The 16,981-nt window shown below is 46.1% G+C and carries 7 protein-coding genes; all 7 read right to left on the minus strand.

From position 1 onward, the window contains the following. Positions 1 to 407: 407 nt before the first annotated feature. On the minus strand, positions 408 to 6,974 hold the full coding sequence (locus P364_RS35280) for a DNRLRE domain-containing protein (protein ID WP_024630438.1): 6,567 nt from the start codon (positions 6,972 to 6,974) through the stop codon (positions 408 to 410). Positions 6,975 to 7,075: 101 nt separating this feature from the next. Beyond that, complete coding sequence (locus P364_RS0112415) at positions 7,076 to 9,394, minus strand: RCC1 domain-containing protein (protein ID WP_024630439.1); 2,319 nt, start codon at positions 9,392 to 9,394, stop codon at positions 7,076 to 7,078. 25 nt (positions 9,395 to 9,419) lie between these two features. Further along, positions 9,420 to 12,338 carry a LamG domain-containing protein gene (locus P364_RS0112420; RefSeq protein WP_024630440.1) on the minus strand — a complete coding sequence of 973 codons (2,919 nt, stop codon included), beginning with the start codon at positions 12,336 to 12,338 and terminating at the stop codon, positions 9,420 to 9,422. A 17-nt stretch (positions 12,339 to 12,355) separates the two neighbouring features. Next, positions 12,356 to 14,395, minus strand: a complete 2,040-nt coding sequence (locus P364_RS0112425; RefSeq protein ID WP_024630441.1) for a hypothetical protein — start codon at positions 14,393 to 14,395, stop codon at positions 12,356 to 12,358. Positions 14,396 to 14,428: 33 nt separating this feature from the next. After that, complete coding sequence (locus tag P364_RS0112430; protein WP_029880951.1) at positions 14,429 to 15,043, minus strand: hypothetical protein; 615 nt, start codon at positions 15,041 to 15,043, stop codon at positions 14,429 to 14,431. A gap of 38 nt (positions 15,044 to 15,081) precedes the next feature. Next, a complete protein-coding gene (locus P364_RS0112435) occupies positions 15,082 to 15,555 on the minus strand; it encodes a hypothetical protein (protein WP_024630443.1) in 474 nt (157 codons plus the stop codon). Between the two features lie 171 nt (positions 15,556 to 15,726). Then, positions 15,727 to 16,959, minus strand: coding sequence for a hypothetical protein (locus P364_RS0112440; protein WP_024630444.1), 1,233 nt, complete (start codon positions 16,957 to 16,959; stop codon positions 15,727 to 15,729). Between the last annotated feature and the right edge of the window lie 22 nt (positions 16,960 to 16,981).

The raw sequence follows: 16,981 nt of genomic DNA on the forward strand, positions 1-16,981 counted from the left end.
TATCACCTGACCTTTTCATTCTGTTTGTGGCACGTTAATAAGTCACATAATAATCCGGTGTATATTGTGTGACTATAGACAACGGGATGTGATGGAATAATGAATGATGTTGGGACGTTCCTACTCTACCTCCAAACAGATAAGAACTCGTCCGAATTGACCCTAGAAACCTCTGTTCCCACATCTTCCTTCACAAATTTCGCCACCCACATGCATAACACTAGTTGTGACATGGCTCTTGTTCCGAATTATCTCGTTCACACAGAAATAGCCGCAACCAAGATTTATGCCAAAGTATCTCAGAAAAATGAGTAGGAAAAATAAGAAAGTTTCATCCTCTTGCAACTACAATATAGGTAATTTCGGGCAAAAAATAACCCCTACCAAGTAAGGTAGGGGCTTCATAATTACATAATGAAGCAATATCCGTAGTCAGCAACTACATCAATTGTGGATACAAGGTCGTTACGGTACAGTACATAAAGTTTCGATGGGACTGTACGGAATTGCCATGTCTCAATGAAGGAAGGGAGGTCTGATTTATCGCTCCGTCTTGCTACGATTCTACCGTTGAGGTCTTTGTCAGCACTTCTTCTGATAGTAATTGTAGCCTTCAGGTCAGCCTTTTCAGTTCTCCTTACGGTGATTGTACAATCTAGCAAGTCACTCTTTTCCAAGACTTCAAGACGCATAGGGGTTTCAGAGAAAGCACTTCTGCGTACAGTGATTTTGGAATTAAGGACTTTCCACTGGATGGTGTTGATCCTACCTCCAATGTCGCTGTTGTCTCTTCTCCGTACCGTAATCTTGCAGGTCTTTTCGGACATGCTCGAACGCCTTACGGCTAGTTGCGAGTTCAGGTCAGAACTGAAGAGAACGTAAATGCTGGAATCAAGGTCAGCATCAGCAACAGGAATAATGAATACCTTGCCTGTCATTTTATTTAATGCAGGTACACCTAACGTATTCGGCAGGTCTTCGTTCTTTCTGTAGACGATGCTTGCGTTCGCAGGAAGGTCGCTCTTCCCTTTAGCCCGCACTTTCAGGCTAGAAGGAATGTTGTACTCAGCGTTCAGTACAACTTGGATGCTTCCCACGATATCAGATGCAGGTGAGATTTCAATACTTCCGTCAAGGTCGGTCTGTCCAACAGGGATGAAGTCAACGTGACCTGTCATCGTGTTGTCGAATCGTACACCGATTGTCGAAGGGATAGTATATCTCATTACAGGGACAATGACGGACACTAGGTCACTAACTCCGTGTCTAACGACCGTCAGGCTACCGCCCACATCGTGGTCTGCCCAATTCCTTACTCCGATAGTCCCGACGAACTGTGACCATTCTTGTACTTGCAGTGTAGTTGGAATCTCAGAGATGAAACGATTCTTTACTCCGATTGTACCTTTCAGGTCTTTGTTTCCGTAAGCAGGTACGGCGATTACCGAAGCCAAGTTACCCGATATTACTTGAATGCTCGAAGGAATCATGCTTGCCCCTACTACATCTAAGGTCGAAACGATTTCATTCATGTACTTAACGAATACCTTAGAACCTAAGTCTTTGCTATCCTTGAACATTACGTTAATGGTTGACCGCAGGTCTTTGTTAAGCACTACGTTAACTACGCCCGCAAGTTCAGGTCTGCTTACAATCAAGCCGCCGCCAAGGGATTGCTCTGCATCGACTTTGACCTTAACAATAGAAGTAACGTCTGAGCGGTCAGTGACTTTAATGCTTGACTGAAGTATGTCCCTACTTACCGTAATACCCGCCGCTAGTTCACCTTGACCGAATGCGTTGACCGTAATAGAAGCGTCAATGTCGGCAGGGAGAGTAACTTCAAGGCTAGAAGGTAAATTAGGTCTGCTTACTTCGAGAGTCACAGGCAGGAACTCGAACCAAGTCGGATTGACCGTTAGTTTCGATGGCAGTACTTCCGCATTGGATACGTAAAGCGTACTGCCCAAGCTGTAACCTACTACGACGAGCGCAGAAGGGATTTCAGCTTGCCCTATACCCATTACCATTACTTCAGAGTAAAGGTCTCTGTTGACCCCTACGTTGACCGTAACGCTTCCGTCTATGCCCTCTTCCACGTTGTGACGAACTGTGATGCTGGAAGGCAGGTCACCATTCTCAGAAGGTTTGGCTGTTATCGAGCCGCCCAAGTTCGGTCTGGAAACCGTTACCTGAGTGGTTAAGTCTTCAGCATTCTCCCCACGAACCGTAAAGCGCAATTCGATATCGTTGTGCGGGAGAACAGTCAGGGATGCAGGTCTCTCTTTTACATTGACTACCAGCCAAGAGAAGAAGTCTTGCTCCGTCCAAACTCTTACGCCGACCGTCGAAGGAAGGTCTACTCTGTTTTTAACGTAAAAGCTGATTGGGAGGTCAGGCTTGCTTACTGACATTCTGCCGTCAACCTTACTAAGAGACTTGTTAGATACTCCCAAGCTAGACGGGATATCAAGTTGGTCACGGTACATGGCAGTGATACTCGAAAGCATATCAGGTCTGCTCACGTTAGCTACGCCTGTGAACTCATTGTTACGAGTTACCTCAAGGGATGCAGGAATGCCTAATTCCAACCAAGCTGGTTTTCTAACTCTAATCCTAGACGACAAGTTCTTACGGGAAGGTACTCGAACGCTAGAGTCGATATTAGAACGTCCAAAACTCCATACAGCAGGGTCAAAGTATGTGACCACTAACTGAGGGGCTAGGCTTGCTTCTTTGGAGAAGAAGTACTCGTAGTTAGGTTCGGATTCGTCAGCCGCCATCAAGTAGAAGTCAACTAAGTTGTTTCCTACTGTGTACTGCTGTTCGATGAAGTCTGTCACATCGAATGTTACGTGTCCGTCTACAGTGTTTACCGTGTAGGAGTTGGAGATTTCAGTCCCAATGTTCGGACGGTTGTCCCATGTCACTCCTGTTTCCGACCAGCTTCCGTCTACTGCGAACAGCTTCAGATTCTTAGTCGGTACTTGACCGTAAACCATACGGAGTTCAACCTTGTCGATATCATAGCTTGATTTCAGGCTAGAGATATCAAATCCTAACAGGGAGCGAAGCACCTTGTCCTTGTAACTACCTACTGCGAAAGTTGTCTCTTCACCGTAGTTGAGAGTCGGAACGTCTTCCCTTACATAAGCGTCTTTGACAGTATCCAGAACAACCTCTTCACGGATTGGTAAAGTGATATCCACAATACCTGTCATTTTGTTCGTAGGCGTGACTCCCATGATACTAAGGAGGTCTCTAGCCCCGCCCTTCACTACGTCGATTTCGGATTCGAGGTCGCTGTGAACACGAATCTTAGCAAGGATTTTAGAAGGGATTTCGCTTTGTGCAGGGTACATGACTTTGATTTTACTGTTCAGGTCTGTGCGACTTGGGACAATAACGCTACCCGCTAGGTCATCGTGCCACAAAATGAACATACTAGAATCAATATCGGACTGTGCTTCTCTACGGACGGAGATTCTACCGTTCAGGTTTCTTACAATCCAAACATTGACTTTACCTGTCAGGTCTTCGTTTTCGGTTCTCATTACCGTAATCTTAGATTCTATGGACTTTTCAAAGAACTGACGTACTGTAATACTTCCGTCAATCGTGTCGTATTGAACAACTTCGATGGCAGAGTCAAGGTCACTTGCCATACGCACCCTAACGGTAAACTCACCGTCAATATCGACGTTCCCGTAGGCAGGGACTTCAATCCTACTAAACAGGTATCCAGAGTTTACTTGGATGCTGGACGGCAACATGCTTGCCCCTACAATGTCCATCTCAGCCAAAATGTCTTTTCTGAACGGTACGATGATTTTGGATTTAAGGTCTTTATCAACGGTACGTCTGACTGTGATACTTCCTGTGATCTCACTGTGGATAATCGGGAAGATTAACCCTTTCAAGTCAGGTCTGGATACTGCCGCCTGTCCTGTTAGTTCACTTCTGTCAGCCCGTCTTGCTGTAACCATGCCATCCAAATCACTGCGGAATCTGACGTAAACTGAAGAGTTAAGGTCAGGTCTGGATACCGTCAGGCTAGAATCCTTTGTGCTGTCGTTCGTGTGCCTTACAGAGATGCTACCCTTGTAGTCGATGTAAGGGTTGACCTCAATCGTGCCGAGTAACTGGTACTGGTTGGCAACGATGCTTGAAACAATGTCAGTGTCTTCGCCGCCCCTTGCAATCATCACAGAGTCTAGGTCACTACGATTCAGGACTTCAATCGTACCAAGTTTATTACGCTCACTTACAATGAACTGCGCTGTCAGGTCTTCGTCCACTGTACGCATTACCTTGATTGTACCAACTTTGTCGATGTACGGTCTTACGTAGACGGTGGCAGGACGCTCTTTAACGGTTACAATTGCCCACCCGTAAAGGTTGTCGTCACCCCATACTCGAACACCTAGCTTCGACGGAGTGTCTTTTCTGTTGGCTACGTAAAGAGTCTGTTTCAGGTTTGGTCTGGATACCGTAATGCTACAGTTCTCAAGGTCGTTCAGGTCTGCTTCCCGTACCGCCACTTTGGAAGTCAGGTCGCTCCAAGTCCCTACTCTTACGATACCTTTACCTTGCAGGTTTGGTCTGGAAAGCATCAAACGGGAAGGAAGGTTCTCGAACCGATTACCTGAAGGTGTGACCGTTATTTTCGAGGACATGTCGTTCTTATCGGATTTCTTGAATACATTAATCTTGGACGACCAATCTTTTGTACGTGGATACATTACCAAGATGCTAGTATCAATTCCAGAACGTCCGGTGCTTCGGATTACTTCATCAAAGTACGTGTATTCGATGGATGGTGCTAAAGATACCCCTGCATCCATTGAGAAGAACTGAGACGATTCGTCAGCTTCGTTTACCGCCCGAACGTAGAAGTCTACGATGTTCTTACCTTCAGCCTTAGCTTTCAGGATGTATTCGGTGATATCAAAGGTGATGAAGCCTTTCTCTACGTCTGCTGTAAAGTCTCCTTGGCTTACTACATCGCCAGCATTGGGTTGGTTGTTCCAAGTTACTCCGAACTCTGACCAATCGCCTGTTATGGCTCTTAGTTCGAGTGGGTATGTTGGGGTACGACCGATGGAATGCTTAAGCTTCATTGAGACTTTTTCAATCTTGTAATCGTCGGACATGCCCAAGATATTCGTGATATCGAAACCTACAAGGCTTCGGAATATCTCTGTACGAGTGGCACTGTACCCTGCGACCAACGTCTGTTCCCCGCCATAGTTCAGCTTAGGGTACGCTTCACGAATGAAAGCGTCACGTTTCGCAGTTAGTGTGTCTGTTACTCTCGTAGGCTGTTGAATGTCTACGATTGCGGTCATCCTATTGGAAGGAGTTACACCCAAGGTCATCGGCAGGTCAGAGACTTGCTTTACGTTCACCTCAGAGGTTACGTCACTATCCCCCGTGCCCCAAATGTCAGTTCTACCTGTCATCGAGTTCCGTAAGCGGACACCAATTCTACCACCAATAGCGGACTCACTAACACCCATTGTGAAGATACTGCCGCCTATTTCCTCTGTTCCCTGACCGAAGATATCGACCGTGCCTTCCATTGTGTTCAACTCTCGAACGGCAATCTGAGATTTAAGGTAGCTGTCGCCCTTCCTCTTGACGCTCACTTTCGAGCCGAGGTCAGCTTCCCTCACGCCCCATATAAACGATGTACCGTCCATTGTGTTCGTCTCAGTTACGGAAATCTTAGAGGGTAGATAGGAATGACTAGGTACTGCTAATGTACTCTCCAGGCTAGAGCTTACGACAGGCTGTATAACCCCTGCCATGTCACTGCTACCACTTTCACTGACTGTAAAGAAGGCACTAAATTCATTCCGGTAAGGCACATTAAGCGAAGAAGTAACGTCAGATACCTGCTTGACATTTATAGAACTTGCTAAATTACTTACGGGAATTATGCCTTCCCATGTGTAGCCACTTAAACCACTACTATCCATTACATCAATAGTGATGGAATTGATAAGGGAAGTGTAATTACTCTCAGGCACAGTGTATGAAAAGTTGTAAGGCGTTGCTTGCAGTTTGCTCCAATCCATTACTACCACGCCGTTGACAGAAATCCTGTATTTGGAGTTGCCGTTAGCGGGGTCTGTTACTGAGCCGCTTACGTTGCCTTCGTTGTCCACTGTTGATGACACAACAGGCGGGAGTTTCAGGAATGTAAGGACTGCCTTACCACCACCTAAGTTACTACCTGTTGTTGATGTACTGCCAAAAAGCGTAAGGTCAATGTAGTTGTGACCACCTGCACCGCCACCACCTCCACCGCCCGATGCGGCGTACCAGTCTCCGGGAGTAGCAGAAGCACCGCCACCGCCACCTGCACCGCCACCGCCATCATAATCAGTCGCACCGCTGTTTCCAACCGAACCTGTACTGCCCTTGCCGTTGTAGTAGGATTCAGAACCACCTACACCGCCAGAACCGCCACCATGTGGAAATACGCCACTTGCTCCACCTGCACCTGCTGAACCTCTATATGATATGCTACCGCCGACTCCGTTTGTCCCACCAGAGCCAGCGTTACCTCCCGTGCCGCCAGTACCACCTGCGGCAGTTCCTCCACTGTGCCCTGCCGCCCCTCCGTTACCTCCACGTCCACCGCCACCACCTGCGGCAATTATGACGGAACTACCTCTCTTGACATAAGTCCCACCTGCGCCGTTTGTGCCGCTACTACCGGGACTAGCAGTACCGCCACTAGCTTTACCTGAGCCGCCACTACCGCCGCTACCACCATTAGATTGACTGCCTACTGTAATAGCTAAGACTTCACCTTTGGTGAGGTTTATTTCCCCTTTTACGCAGCCGCCACTACCGCCGTTCGTACTACCTGCTCCGCTTAACTCTATTAAATAACGTCCGCTATTGGGTACTGTCCAAGATGACGTAGTGGACGTAAAATTAAACTTATCACCGACGACTGCCAATTTTTATCACATCCGTTCCCATTGTATTGAGAAGTTACCTGCCCATTGTATTGAGACATAGAAAAGCCCTTACCACCATTATAAGATAGTAAGGGCTATTCCTAGCTTTTTCTTGGGTCAGCTTTGACTAGTATATCGAACATCCCGCCCCACATTGCTTGACGATTAGTAGCTATACGAACATAGAAGCTAATCTTTGCATTGTGGTCTAACTGCTCTACATAGACAAGCTGAGGACGTGGCTCAAAGGGAGCGTCCAGCTTACTTACTTCAGCCTTGGCGTTGACCCCATCAAGTTCTCTTTGGTCAACCCAAAGCCTGACGTTCTCTACGGGGTATCCAAGGGTGTTCTTGACGTACACCCTCTCTGCCGCTGTCGTCTGCCCCGCCACCATTGTACCGAAGTCAAGGTACTTTAGCACATCTCCGAAGTCGTCTGAATAGAACGACTCTGCCGCATCACAGAACAACAACCCTGAGTACACGCCCATGAAGGTAATGTCCAGCGACTTCGAGCCGCCCAATTCATCCAACGTTTCAATACGGACAGTGTTGCTCTTGCCCTTATTTACTTTCGTTTTCGGAATGACATACTGGATTGTCAATGGTACTGGATTGTAGCCCGTGTACCCATTCTCAGGGTAAAGCTGTGTCCCGTTCAGGAGGATTCTGTATTGCACCTTATCTGTGTCGGGGTCTGTGACCTGAGCGTTGATAAAGTTACCAAGAACTGTGCCTGTGATTGTAGGTGCGGTGTTTGTCTTGATGATTACCTGCGTCCACGTGGTTAGTGTGCCCAAGTCATCCTGCACTTCAATCTTGAGAGTGTTCGCCCCCACGTTGAAGTCTGCGTTGTTGATTACTAGCCCAATGTCAACAGGTGGAGGGGTTAGTTCTGTGAATCCTGTAATCGGATACTTCTGTATGTTATTCAGTAGCACACGGTACTGTACTCTATCCCCTTCAGGGTCGGATACTGTACCGCCAATCATGACGTTATCTTTGTGAATCTGAGCCGCAGATAATTCAGGAGAAGCTACAGGGGCAACATTAGTCTTCGTTGTAGTCCAAGCAATGGAGTCTGTAAGCCCTTGTGAGTCCTGCACCTCTAACATTACCATGTTACTTCCGAGATTAAAGTACGTATGCGATAAATCCTTAGTAAGAATGAAGTCCGTCAACTGCGAAGAAGTCCATCCAGATGAAGGGAATCTCTGTGTACCGTTAACCAAAACCCGATACGACACCAGGTCATTGGCTATATGTCCGATGGTAGTGACAAGCTGACAGTCTTCCTTATGAAATGACGGTGTGATACTTGAGTCTGAGAAAGTGAATGAAACCTCACCGCCGCCCATAAGCCTACGAACGTCACTAGCCACATTCTGCCAAGCAACTACACCTGTGCTACTGTTGTTGTTCGTAGCAGTTCCCAACATACCGTAATAGTTGTACCCTACGCCCCTTACTTTACCATCGTTGTCCAGTACAAGAGTATAGTAGTAACCCATAGCTACTTGCCTAACGTTGGTTGTGGCAAGCCTTGGAGTGTAGTTTATACTTCCAGATACATACCCCATCCCTAACTGCGCATAGTCATCGTTTCCGAATGTGTACAGCTTTGAATCGTTTGTTATCACGCCTGAGAAGTAGCCGCCGCAGACGACAGAGCGGCAGTTATCCATAATCTTGTGCGGTACTCCATAGAAGTTGTTTGTACCATTTCCTAGACTTCTACCCGTCTGCCCGTGGTAGTTATACCCCGTACCCCACACAGAACCGTCAGTTTTCAGGAATAGCGAGTGGTATATGCCGCCATCTACCTGTCGAACGTCATCCATTACAAATGTGAACGAAAGCTTATTGCTTGCGTTATTAATCCCTAAACCACCGTACCCATTGTACCCTGTTGCGTATAGCTTATTTTGTTGGTCTATGATAAACGAGTGAGTGTATCCTGCCCCTACCCTCCGAATACCCGTTGCGACCTTCTGAGGGGTGTATGTGTCTGAAGTCCCACCATTGCCTAACTCCCCGTGAGCGTTGTACCCGAACGTGTATACATCACCATTGTTCTTTAAGGCAACGGTTTGCAGGTAGCCGCAAGCTACTTCTTTAACATCTGACATGACCTTTACAGGCGAATAGTTAGAGTTACCGTTCCTCCAACCTCTAGCATCCCCTAACTGCCCATAGTACCCGTATCCGAACGTGTACAAGTCGCCGTTCATTAGAAGTACTGCTGTATGGTAGTACCCTTCAGCGACCATCTTCACGTTGGACAGTGAAGTTAATCTTGTCTGTATAGGGTAGACGGAAGCACTACTAAATCCTAACTGACCGTGGCTGTTATATCCGAAGGTATAAGCATCACCGTTGTTCTTGATATATGATGAATGGAAAGCCGACTGTGTACTCATTATTTAACCTCCCAATGACCGCCTATTAAGCGGGGTCTCCTACGACTCTGACATCGAAGAAGCCGCCGCCAATGGCTTTTCTTGAAGTGCTTATTCTTACGTAAAACGTAGCTTGTTCACCGTGCTCAAGAGAACTTAATTCCAGCATGTGCGTTGGTGTGAACGGTTTGTCTGTCAGGCTCAACTGCACTTCTTCGTCTACGGGGTCTAAGTCCTTCTGTGCCGTGGTTAGTATAATATTCTTGACCTTGTACCCTACCGTATTCTTTAGGAATACCTTGAAAGTACCTGAGGTGTTACCCGCCACGACAGTACCGACTTCAAGATAACGAAGAACCTCTCCGATATCGGTAGAGTAGAATTGGTTACTTTCAGAGACGAACATCAGCCCTGCGTATTCAATCAGAGGATTAGTCACCCAACTAGATGTGACTCCCATGTCGTCTTCCATGACAATCTTTACCTCATGCACGTTACCCAAAATAATTGATTCTTTTGGCAGTCTATACTGGACATTAATTGGTGTTGGGAGGTATTGAGTCATTGTCCCAAGTGTAGGAGGGTATACTTGATTCCCGTTCACTAGAATCTTGTACCTTACAGCGTCTCCGTCACCGTCAGTAATATTGGCATATAACATCTGCCCCCTGACCGATGCTTCTTCAGCTTTGGCTTCTGCATTGAACTTCTTGATCGTAAAGGATTTTGTCACAGTAGAGCCGAACTCGTCCACAACATTGACCGTTACTAAGTTGTCACCAATGGAGAGTCTGCTGTTCCTAATGGTGTGAACGTATGTGTAAGGAGTCTTGAGGTTTTCCGTGAAACCTGACTCTGGATATTCCGCCTCCCCGTTTATCAAAATCCGGAACTTTGTCATATCCCTCTCAGCGTCAAACACAGCAACCTCCAGGGTCACATTTTCCTTGTGGCAAGTCAGAGTCGAAGCCGTCAGGTTAAGGTTAGTATCTGTGTTTATCTTGGCGATGTTTAATACAAAAACAGAAATGCTCCCGCTAGAATCAAGTGCTTCCACGGTCACGGTGTTGATTCCGATTTCTAAATCTTTGTTCATTAGTAGATGATTTACTGCGATTGGAGAAGGCAGTGTAGTTACCGATACCTTCTCCACACCATTCACGAAGACTTTATAAGACATTGGCTTATTGTCGATATGGGATATACTACCTGTAAGAGTATAGTCTTGCCTAGCCACAGTAGCAGGAGTTACCTTCATGTCGTTGAAATATGGCTTCCTGTTTCCAATTTTCAGTTGGGTCAGAGCGTACTGGTAGCCGTTAGCCGTTACAAACGTTTCCCCGTCATAGTTATAACTTGAAGCGTTGAAGTAGCTGTTAACGTTATTTGCAATCGGGTAGGCATTAGCTAAATGCCCATCTCTAACACCAAACGCTCCTACGTGCGTCCCTGTTGAAGTAGGAAGAAACACATAGTCATCAGTCACCGCGAAGCTACAAAGGTTGTTTGGGAAATACCAAGGAATATCTGTAACGAACTCAGGTACAACGTTGTCCGTATCAAGCTTAATCCTGTAAAGCTTGGCGATACTTCCGGCCGATTGGTGGTTAGCTAATACGTAGGCGTACCCGTCATTTGTCTGCTTGTTGATTGCAAACTTTACGCCCGCCCAACTATTTAGCGTGTCTCCACTAGCCACGCTATTCACGATACTGTAAGCCTTAACAAGAGAGACACTCCACGACATACCATTCTTAGTGATTAGGTATTTATGCATCGTAAACGGGTCTTCATTATGGACGGTGTAAAGGTGTCCGTTGAAGGGGTTGTAATCGTAGCAGTCAGGGTATGATGTGGTTTGTCGCCACCCTGTTATTTGGTAAGATCTTACGCCCTGAACAGCGCCACGGATGTTGGTGGCCCTAGTCATGTGCCAGATATCATTACCGCCGTGACCCGTATCCCCGATAACGTCCAGCGTATTGTCAATCTGAACCAATTGCATATTGTACGTATACCAAGCAGGGATACTCCCCATATTTTTAATAGAGCTGTCAAACCCCTTGCTTAGAACGTCTCCGTAGAACTCCACTTGCTGAATCGTTTGGTCTTTACTTGCCCCCTTCCTGACAAGGGTTACACTCTTTCCGTACCAATTACCATTTAACGTAGTGTAGGTCCCTGTAATAGTTATGTTGTCCGCTACCTTGAGGTTATCTATATATATGGAAGTATTATACATAGGGAAGCTTACGTGAGACCTGAACTTCAGTTGAGTAAACCTAATTGGCGTGTCCCACTGGAACATGAACCCTGCGTACAGGTCTCCGTTGTCGTCAAACGGGTAAGAAGTACTTCCGGTCATTAAGGCGGTAGGATTCCACCCACTGTACCCACTGGCAAATGCGTAGTCGTACTGAGGGGCAACATTCTCAATAGAATCTGTGTACCATTGCCCGATAAGTCCATTACCTGCGGGCAGCCCTTCTGGCGTGGTCATTGCTAACGAGACTTCTGCTGCAGATAACTTTCTGTTCCAAATACGAAAATTGCGTATATAGCCATTAAACAAGTAACTACCACTAGCCCCAAAGCCACCAATCCAAGCAACATTAGTGACTGAACGGTTAGCGTTGGATGCGTTTCGGTTGGATATGACTTGCTTCACTCCGTCGACGTATAGTTCCACGTTCGTTGCGTTGGGTATTCCATTGTAGAATACTCCCGCTACATGTACCCATCTGTTGGCCAGGGAAGCGCTAGGGATTCCTAATACATCGCTGTTGTTTGTGTTAAATCCAAAACCGCCACCAGAAAAATAGAGGTCATAGTTACTCCAACCAAACGGCATAACGCCTTCTACTCCACGCCAGTACATCCAAAATTCAACAGTGTTTTGCGCCCCCGACGCAAGGTTAACCCCTGTCGCATCAATCTGAACACGTTGACCTTTTAGATTAGCCATTATATTGACCTCTCTTCCTACAGGGCATTGCCTGTTACTTTAATCTTGAAGTTTCCGCCGCCAACCGCATCATCGTTCATAGTCAATCGAACGTAAAACTTCAGTGTGTCTCCTGTGTCGTATAAGTCAGGGTAAAGAAGCTCACTCTCAGGAGAAAACGGTGCATTACTTTGGCTTATTTCAACCTTCTCTGATACAGGATCAAGTTCTCCTTGAATGGGTGTCAGCTTAATGTTCTTCACCGGATACCCTAGGGTGTTCTCTACAGTAATTTCATAGATGCCTGACTGCTCTCTTGCGTAAAGGACTCCAACGTTTAGGTATTTAAGAAGAGTACCGAAGTCAGTCGTGTAAAAGTTACTTTCCGTATCTTTAAACATCAATCCGCTGTACCCTAGTGCTCCTGTACTTGTCCACATATCTGTATCGCCCGCCGAATCAACCACCTCCACAACAACCGTGTTTGATTGGTTAGTGATTACTTCTTTCTTGGGTAACGTGTACATGATTGACGTTGGAGAAGGGAAGGGAATGGAGTAGCCTGATTCTGGAATAACCTGCTTCCCATTCAGTAACACTCTGAACCTTACTTGGTCTCCGTCAGGGTCATTAAAGTCCATGTAAAGCGTGTTACCTTTCATGACTACACTGACCACTGGCTTCTTGTTAAGTTTTGTGATTGTGCTTTGACCGGACACTACGGTAGTGTTGGTCTTAAAGTTATCTTTCACTTCAATCTTAACTTCGTTAGCACCCATATTTAATTGGTCAGACCTGAACGAACGTCTAACAATAAGCGGGGAGTTGTACCCCGATACTGTCCAATCGTCCAAAGGAACGTCGTTCAAGAGAATCCTGTAAGTCATTAAGTCTGTTGGTTCGTCCGTCACTATTGCTTCAAAAACAACGTTCTCTTTGTGGGTAGTGGCACTTGATACGGAAGTCACTATACTAGGTTGGTCATTGGTTACGGTGATAGTAAATACCTTTGTGCTTATGCCGCCATAGTTATCCTTTAACTCTAAGGTGAATGTGTTCGCCCCAATGTTCATAAGAGAGATAGGAACTATCACACTATTATTAGTCACTGGAAGTGGCAGTAAAGGTGCAAAGTTATTTAACTCAGTCCCGTTTATTAAGGCACGGAACGTTGCAGAAACGGTGCTTCCCCTTGAGTCACCAGTAATATCGAACTTTATTGCAAGGTCGTTCGCGTGAGTCGTAGTAGGGATGGTTGTGTTAGCTACATCAAGAGTGGTGAGGAATAGTGTCTTGAGTGTAGGGCCGAAGGTAAAGTAGTAAGCTATGCCGGGTTGTGTAGGGTTAGGCTGAATACATCCAGCCGCCCCGTTGATTGCTGTTACTCCGAACGAGGGTAGGTTGGAGTTTGTCATCTTGCTTCCTACGAGTGCCCCTGTATTCACATCAAAGCAACCAAGGAGACCATCGGTTTCGTTTGAGCCTGAACCCCAATAAGCCTTGTCTCCCGCAACGTACAGACCGCTCCCTGTGTAGCTTGAGTCTAACGAGTAACCACCACCTTCGATGGTGCATGTCTTTACCATAGCCGCTGTCTTATTATTTAAGTCCCACTTATAAAGACCGTTGCCAGATCTGTTCCAGAACCATACGTACTGCCCGCCATCCCATCCACCACGACCATAGCTACTCATGGTACTAGGTGCGCTGTACTGGACACGGCTAACAACTGCTTGGTCACTCTGTCTAATAGTCCACATAAACAAAAGGTTGTGGCTACTCGACCACCCAACAATGTAGTCCTGACCATTCTCTGTGAACACGGCGTATCCGTAAGGGACAGAACTTCCACTTCTACAGATGTACGAAATATAACTGTCATCACTGACCCAATTTCGGCTTCTTACATATGAACCGAGAGTGCCGTCAGAGTTTTTATTGTAAACATATACATTGTTCAAGTTTTGGTATGCAACGTATATGTATTTATCTCCAACCATAACGTCAGCAATGTTCCCCGTAAGTGTTTGGGAAGTCGCCTGACCTGTAAAAACTAAGTCACCAATTTGATATGGCATGAACGTTTCCTCCTTATATAGAAAAAGACTGTCTTAGGAAGACAGTCCGAAATTGACTTCGCCGCCCACGCCTTTTCTGAGTGGTGCTTTGAGTTCTGTAGCAATGCGATTATTCTTCTTAATCAGGAGCACACCGTCCATCTTTTGGTCTGCGACTAGCCAGAAGTTAATGTGTATCGGCTGACCGAATGGGATTTTACAAGTAGCCTTGAACTGGAATGTTATTCCGTCAATTTCAATAACGGACTTATACCCGAAGTTATATTGAGTTATAGTAGTGTCAGTGATTGTGCCGCCCCGACCACTTGCAAAGTTTACAGTTGATTCAGCATCTTTGTAGGTGATGATATCATTAAACTTTCCGGAGTGACCCGTAAGGTTATACTCCTTGTCTCCGTCCTTGTAAATAACTTCTATGCCGATGCCGTCAAGGTTGAATACCCCGTCACTCTCGAAGAAAAACTTGCTACCGTGACCCATGACACCAAATCGAACCAGCCTGTCCCGTTGAATATCGTAGAAGCTGTTCTCTTTTAGTGTGTCAAAGTTAAATTCGGATAGGTAAGTACCGTCATCGTACTCACCCACCCATATAAAGTCTTGTCCTACAGGAGAGACCCCGTTGTGCTCATTGAAAATCGAAAGCATGATACAATTTCCTCCTTCATTGTATTGAAGTCAATTTCTTACACGTACTGGTAGGACACACGTGTCAAGAATGTTACCAAACCTGCTGTAGCCGTTGGTGGTACGTTTGCACGAAGAGTAACCTTCGAGAAGTTTGCGGTTGTGTTAGCTGTATTAACGTTACCGTCATTAGCTGGCCCTTTGATTGTTTTCGCAGGAGTGTCGGACTTCGTAGCACGGATATCTTTCGTAACCGTCCCACCTACAGCCGTAAACGAGGATTCGGATAGCGAGTCAACTTTAACCTCAATCCAAGTATTTGTTACAAGTTCGCCTGTGTTACCGCCCGAACTATCCTTAGTTGTAAGTGTGCAGTTCTGCATGTCGGAGACTGCTGTCGAACCGCCACGGTTATTCCAAATCAGTACCGTAAAGGTAGTGGACAACGAACCTGCGTCAACTGTACCGATATCCCATTGCGTTACTTGCGAAGAGTTATCGGATGTATACCAAGAAACTATTGGTGCTGGCATTGTATTTCCTCCCTTAATTGCTTAGTTCTAGAATTGTTCTTATCAAGCTATAAACAATATAAGTTGGGCAGGTGAAACCTTAACAATTGCCGTGTAAAGAATCTAGTAGAGTAGTTGCTATGTTATCTAGCAGCGTTGCAAAATAAAAAGACCCTTAACGGGGTCTTTTTATTACAGAATCTTCTTGTACTTGACGTACAGAACATCAGGGATTCCGTCAGTAACCTTGAGAGTTTCAGGTGCGAAGTTCACACCACGGATTCCTCCGTTTCCGTCCACAAGGTACTCGAAGTTAATAGCAGGTGTCTGTACTTGACCGTTGATGGACAGAAGGACAGTCTTAGGTTTAGCCAAGCCGTTAAGGAACACGTACTCAGTTTCGCCGCCAGCCGCTTCAAACACTTCTTCTTCATCTTCAGTTTCAAGATTCACTAAGCGGTCGTTCTGAGCCTTAAACTCAGCATCAGCGACAGTCTCAAGGTTAACAATACGCCCCTCAGCAGTGCCGAAGTCTCCTGCTTTAAAGTAACCATTAGCCGAGTCAGCGTCACGGTCAGCAATACCAGCAGTCAGTGATTCAACGTCAATCACACGCTGTGCAAGGTCAGCTAGGACAGCCTGTACATTAGCACCATCGTAGTTAGGATCAACGACTACACCGACAAGGCTTGCTCCTTTAGTCGCCGCTGTGGATGCCAAGTCGTTACGGATAGCTGTATCAGCATCAGTACGTGCTTGAATCTCGTTGGCAATTTGTTGTACAATGTTAGTCGCAAGATTAGCATTACCATCATTGTCCAGTGTTCCAGAGCCGCCGTAAATATCCTTCATCAACTGGTTAAGGTTCATGTAGGCTTTAGCGTCAACAGCATCGGCTACAAGACCTGCCCCACCGCTAACAATAGCGTCAACAGGGATTACAGACAAGTTAGTACGAGTGATGTACTTGTAGTCGATTGTTACAGCGTCAACGAATGTGTAAGGAACTTCTGCTCCTGCAACCTCACTGAAGAAGTCGAGGTAGAACTCTCCTGCATCCTCACGAACTTTAGCGTAAACTCGATCGCCGTCATCATCAATGAACGGGAAGTCTTGCGTCCCATTCTTACGTATTTCGAGTTCCTTACCGATCACAGTTCCTTCGGTGTTGGAATCTACCGCTACGACAGTGTTCAGAATGTCAGACGTGATTGTGATGGTGTTGAGACCCTCACCTACTGCAACTGCATTCTTTTGAACGAACACGTCGATTTTGGTATCTTCAAGGGATTCACGATGAGCGTGGAAATCAATATCCAAGTACTTCTCATTGATTTTGTTAGCAACGTCGAAGTGGTTGTTACGCATCAACTTGTTGTTCAACTGCTCACCACGGAATCTAGCAATACCTCTAGTTCCTGCCATATTTTTCACCTCTCTTATTATC

This window comes from Paenibacillus sp. MAEPY2, from assembly GCF_000499205.1.
GTDB lineage: Bacteria > Bacillota > Bacilli > Paenibacillales > Paenibacillaceae > Paenibacillus > Paenibacillus vandeheii.

Bases quoted from the DNA above. Each gene is read 5' to 3' on its own strand.
- P364_RS0112430 (WP_029880951.1), bottom strand. From the start codon at position 15,043: ATGCTTTCGATTTTCAATGAGCACAACGGGGTCTCTCCTGTAGGACAA.
- P364_RS0112415 (WP_024630439.1), bottom strand. From the start codon at position 9,394: ATGAGTACACAGTCGGCTTTCCATTCATCATATATCAAGAACAACGGT.
- P364_RS0112420 (WP_024630440.1), bottom strand. From the start codon at position 12,338: ATGGCTAATCTAAAAGGTCAACGTGTTCAGATTGATGCGACAGGGGTT.
- P364_RS0112425 (WP_024630441.1), bottom strand. From the start codon at position 14,395: ATGCCATATCAAATTGGTGACTTAGTTTTTACAGGTCAGGCGACTTCC.
- P364_RS0112435 (WP_024630443.1), bottom strand. From the start codon at position 15,555: ATGCCAGCACCAATAGTTTCTTGGTATACATCCGATAACTCTTCGCAA.
- P364_RS0112440 (WP_024630444.1), bottom strand. From the start codon at position 16,959: ATGGCAGGAACTAGAGGTATTGCTAGATTCCGTGGTGAGCAGTTGAAC.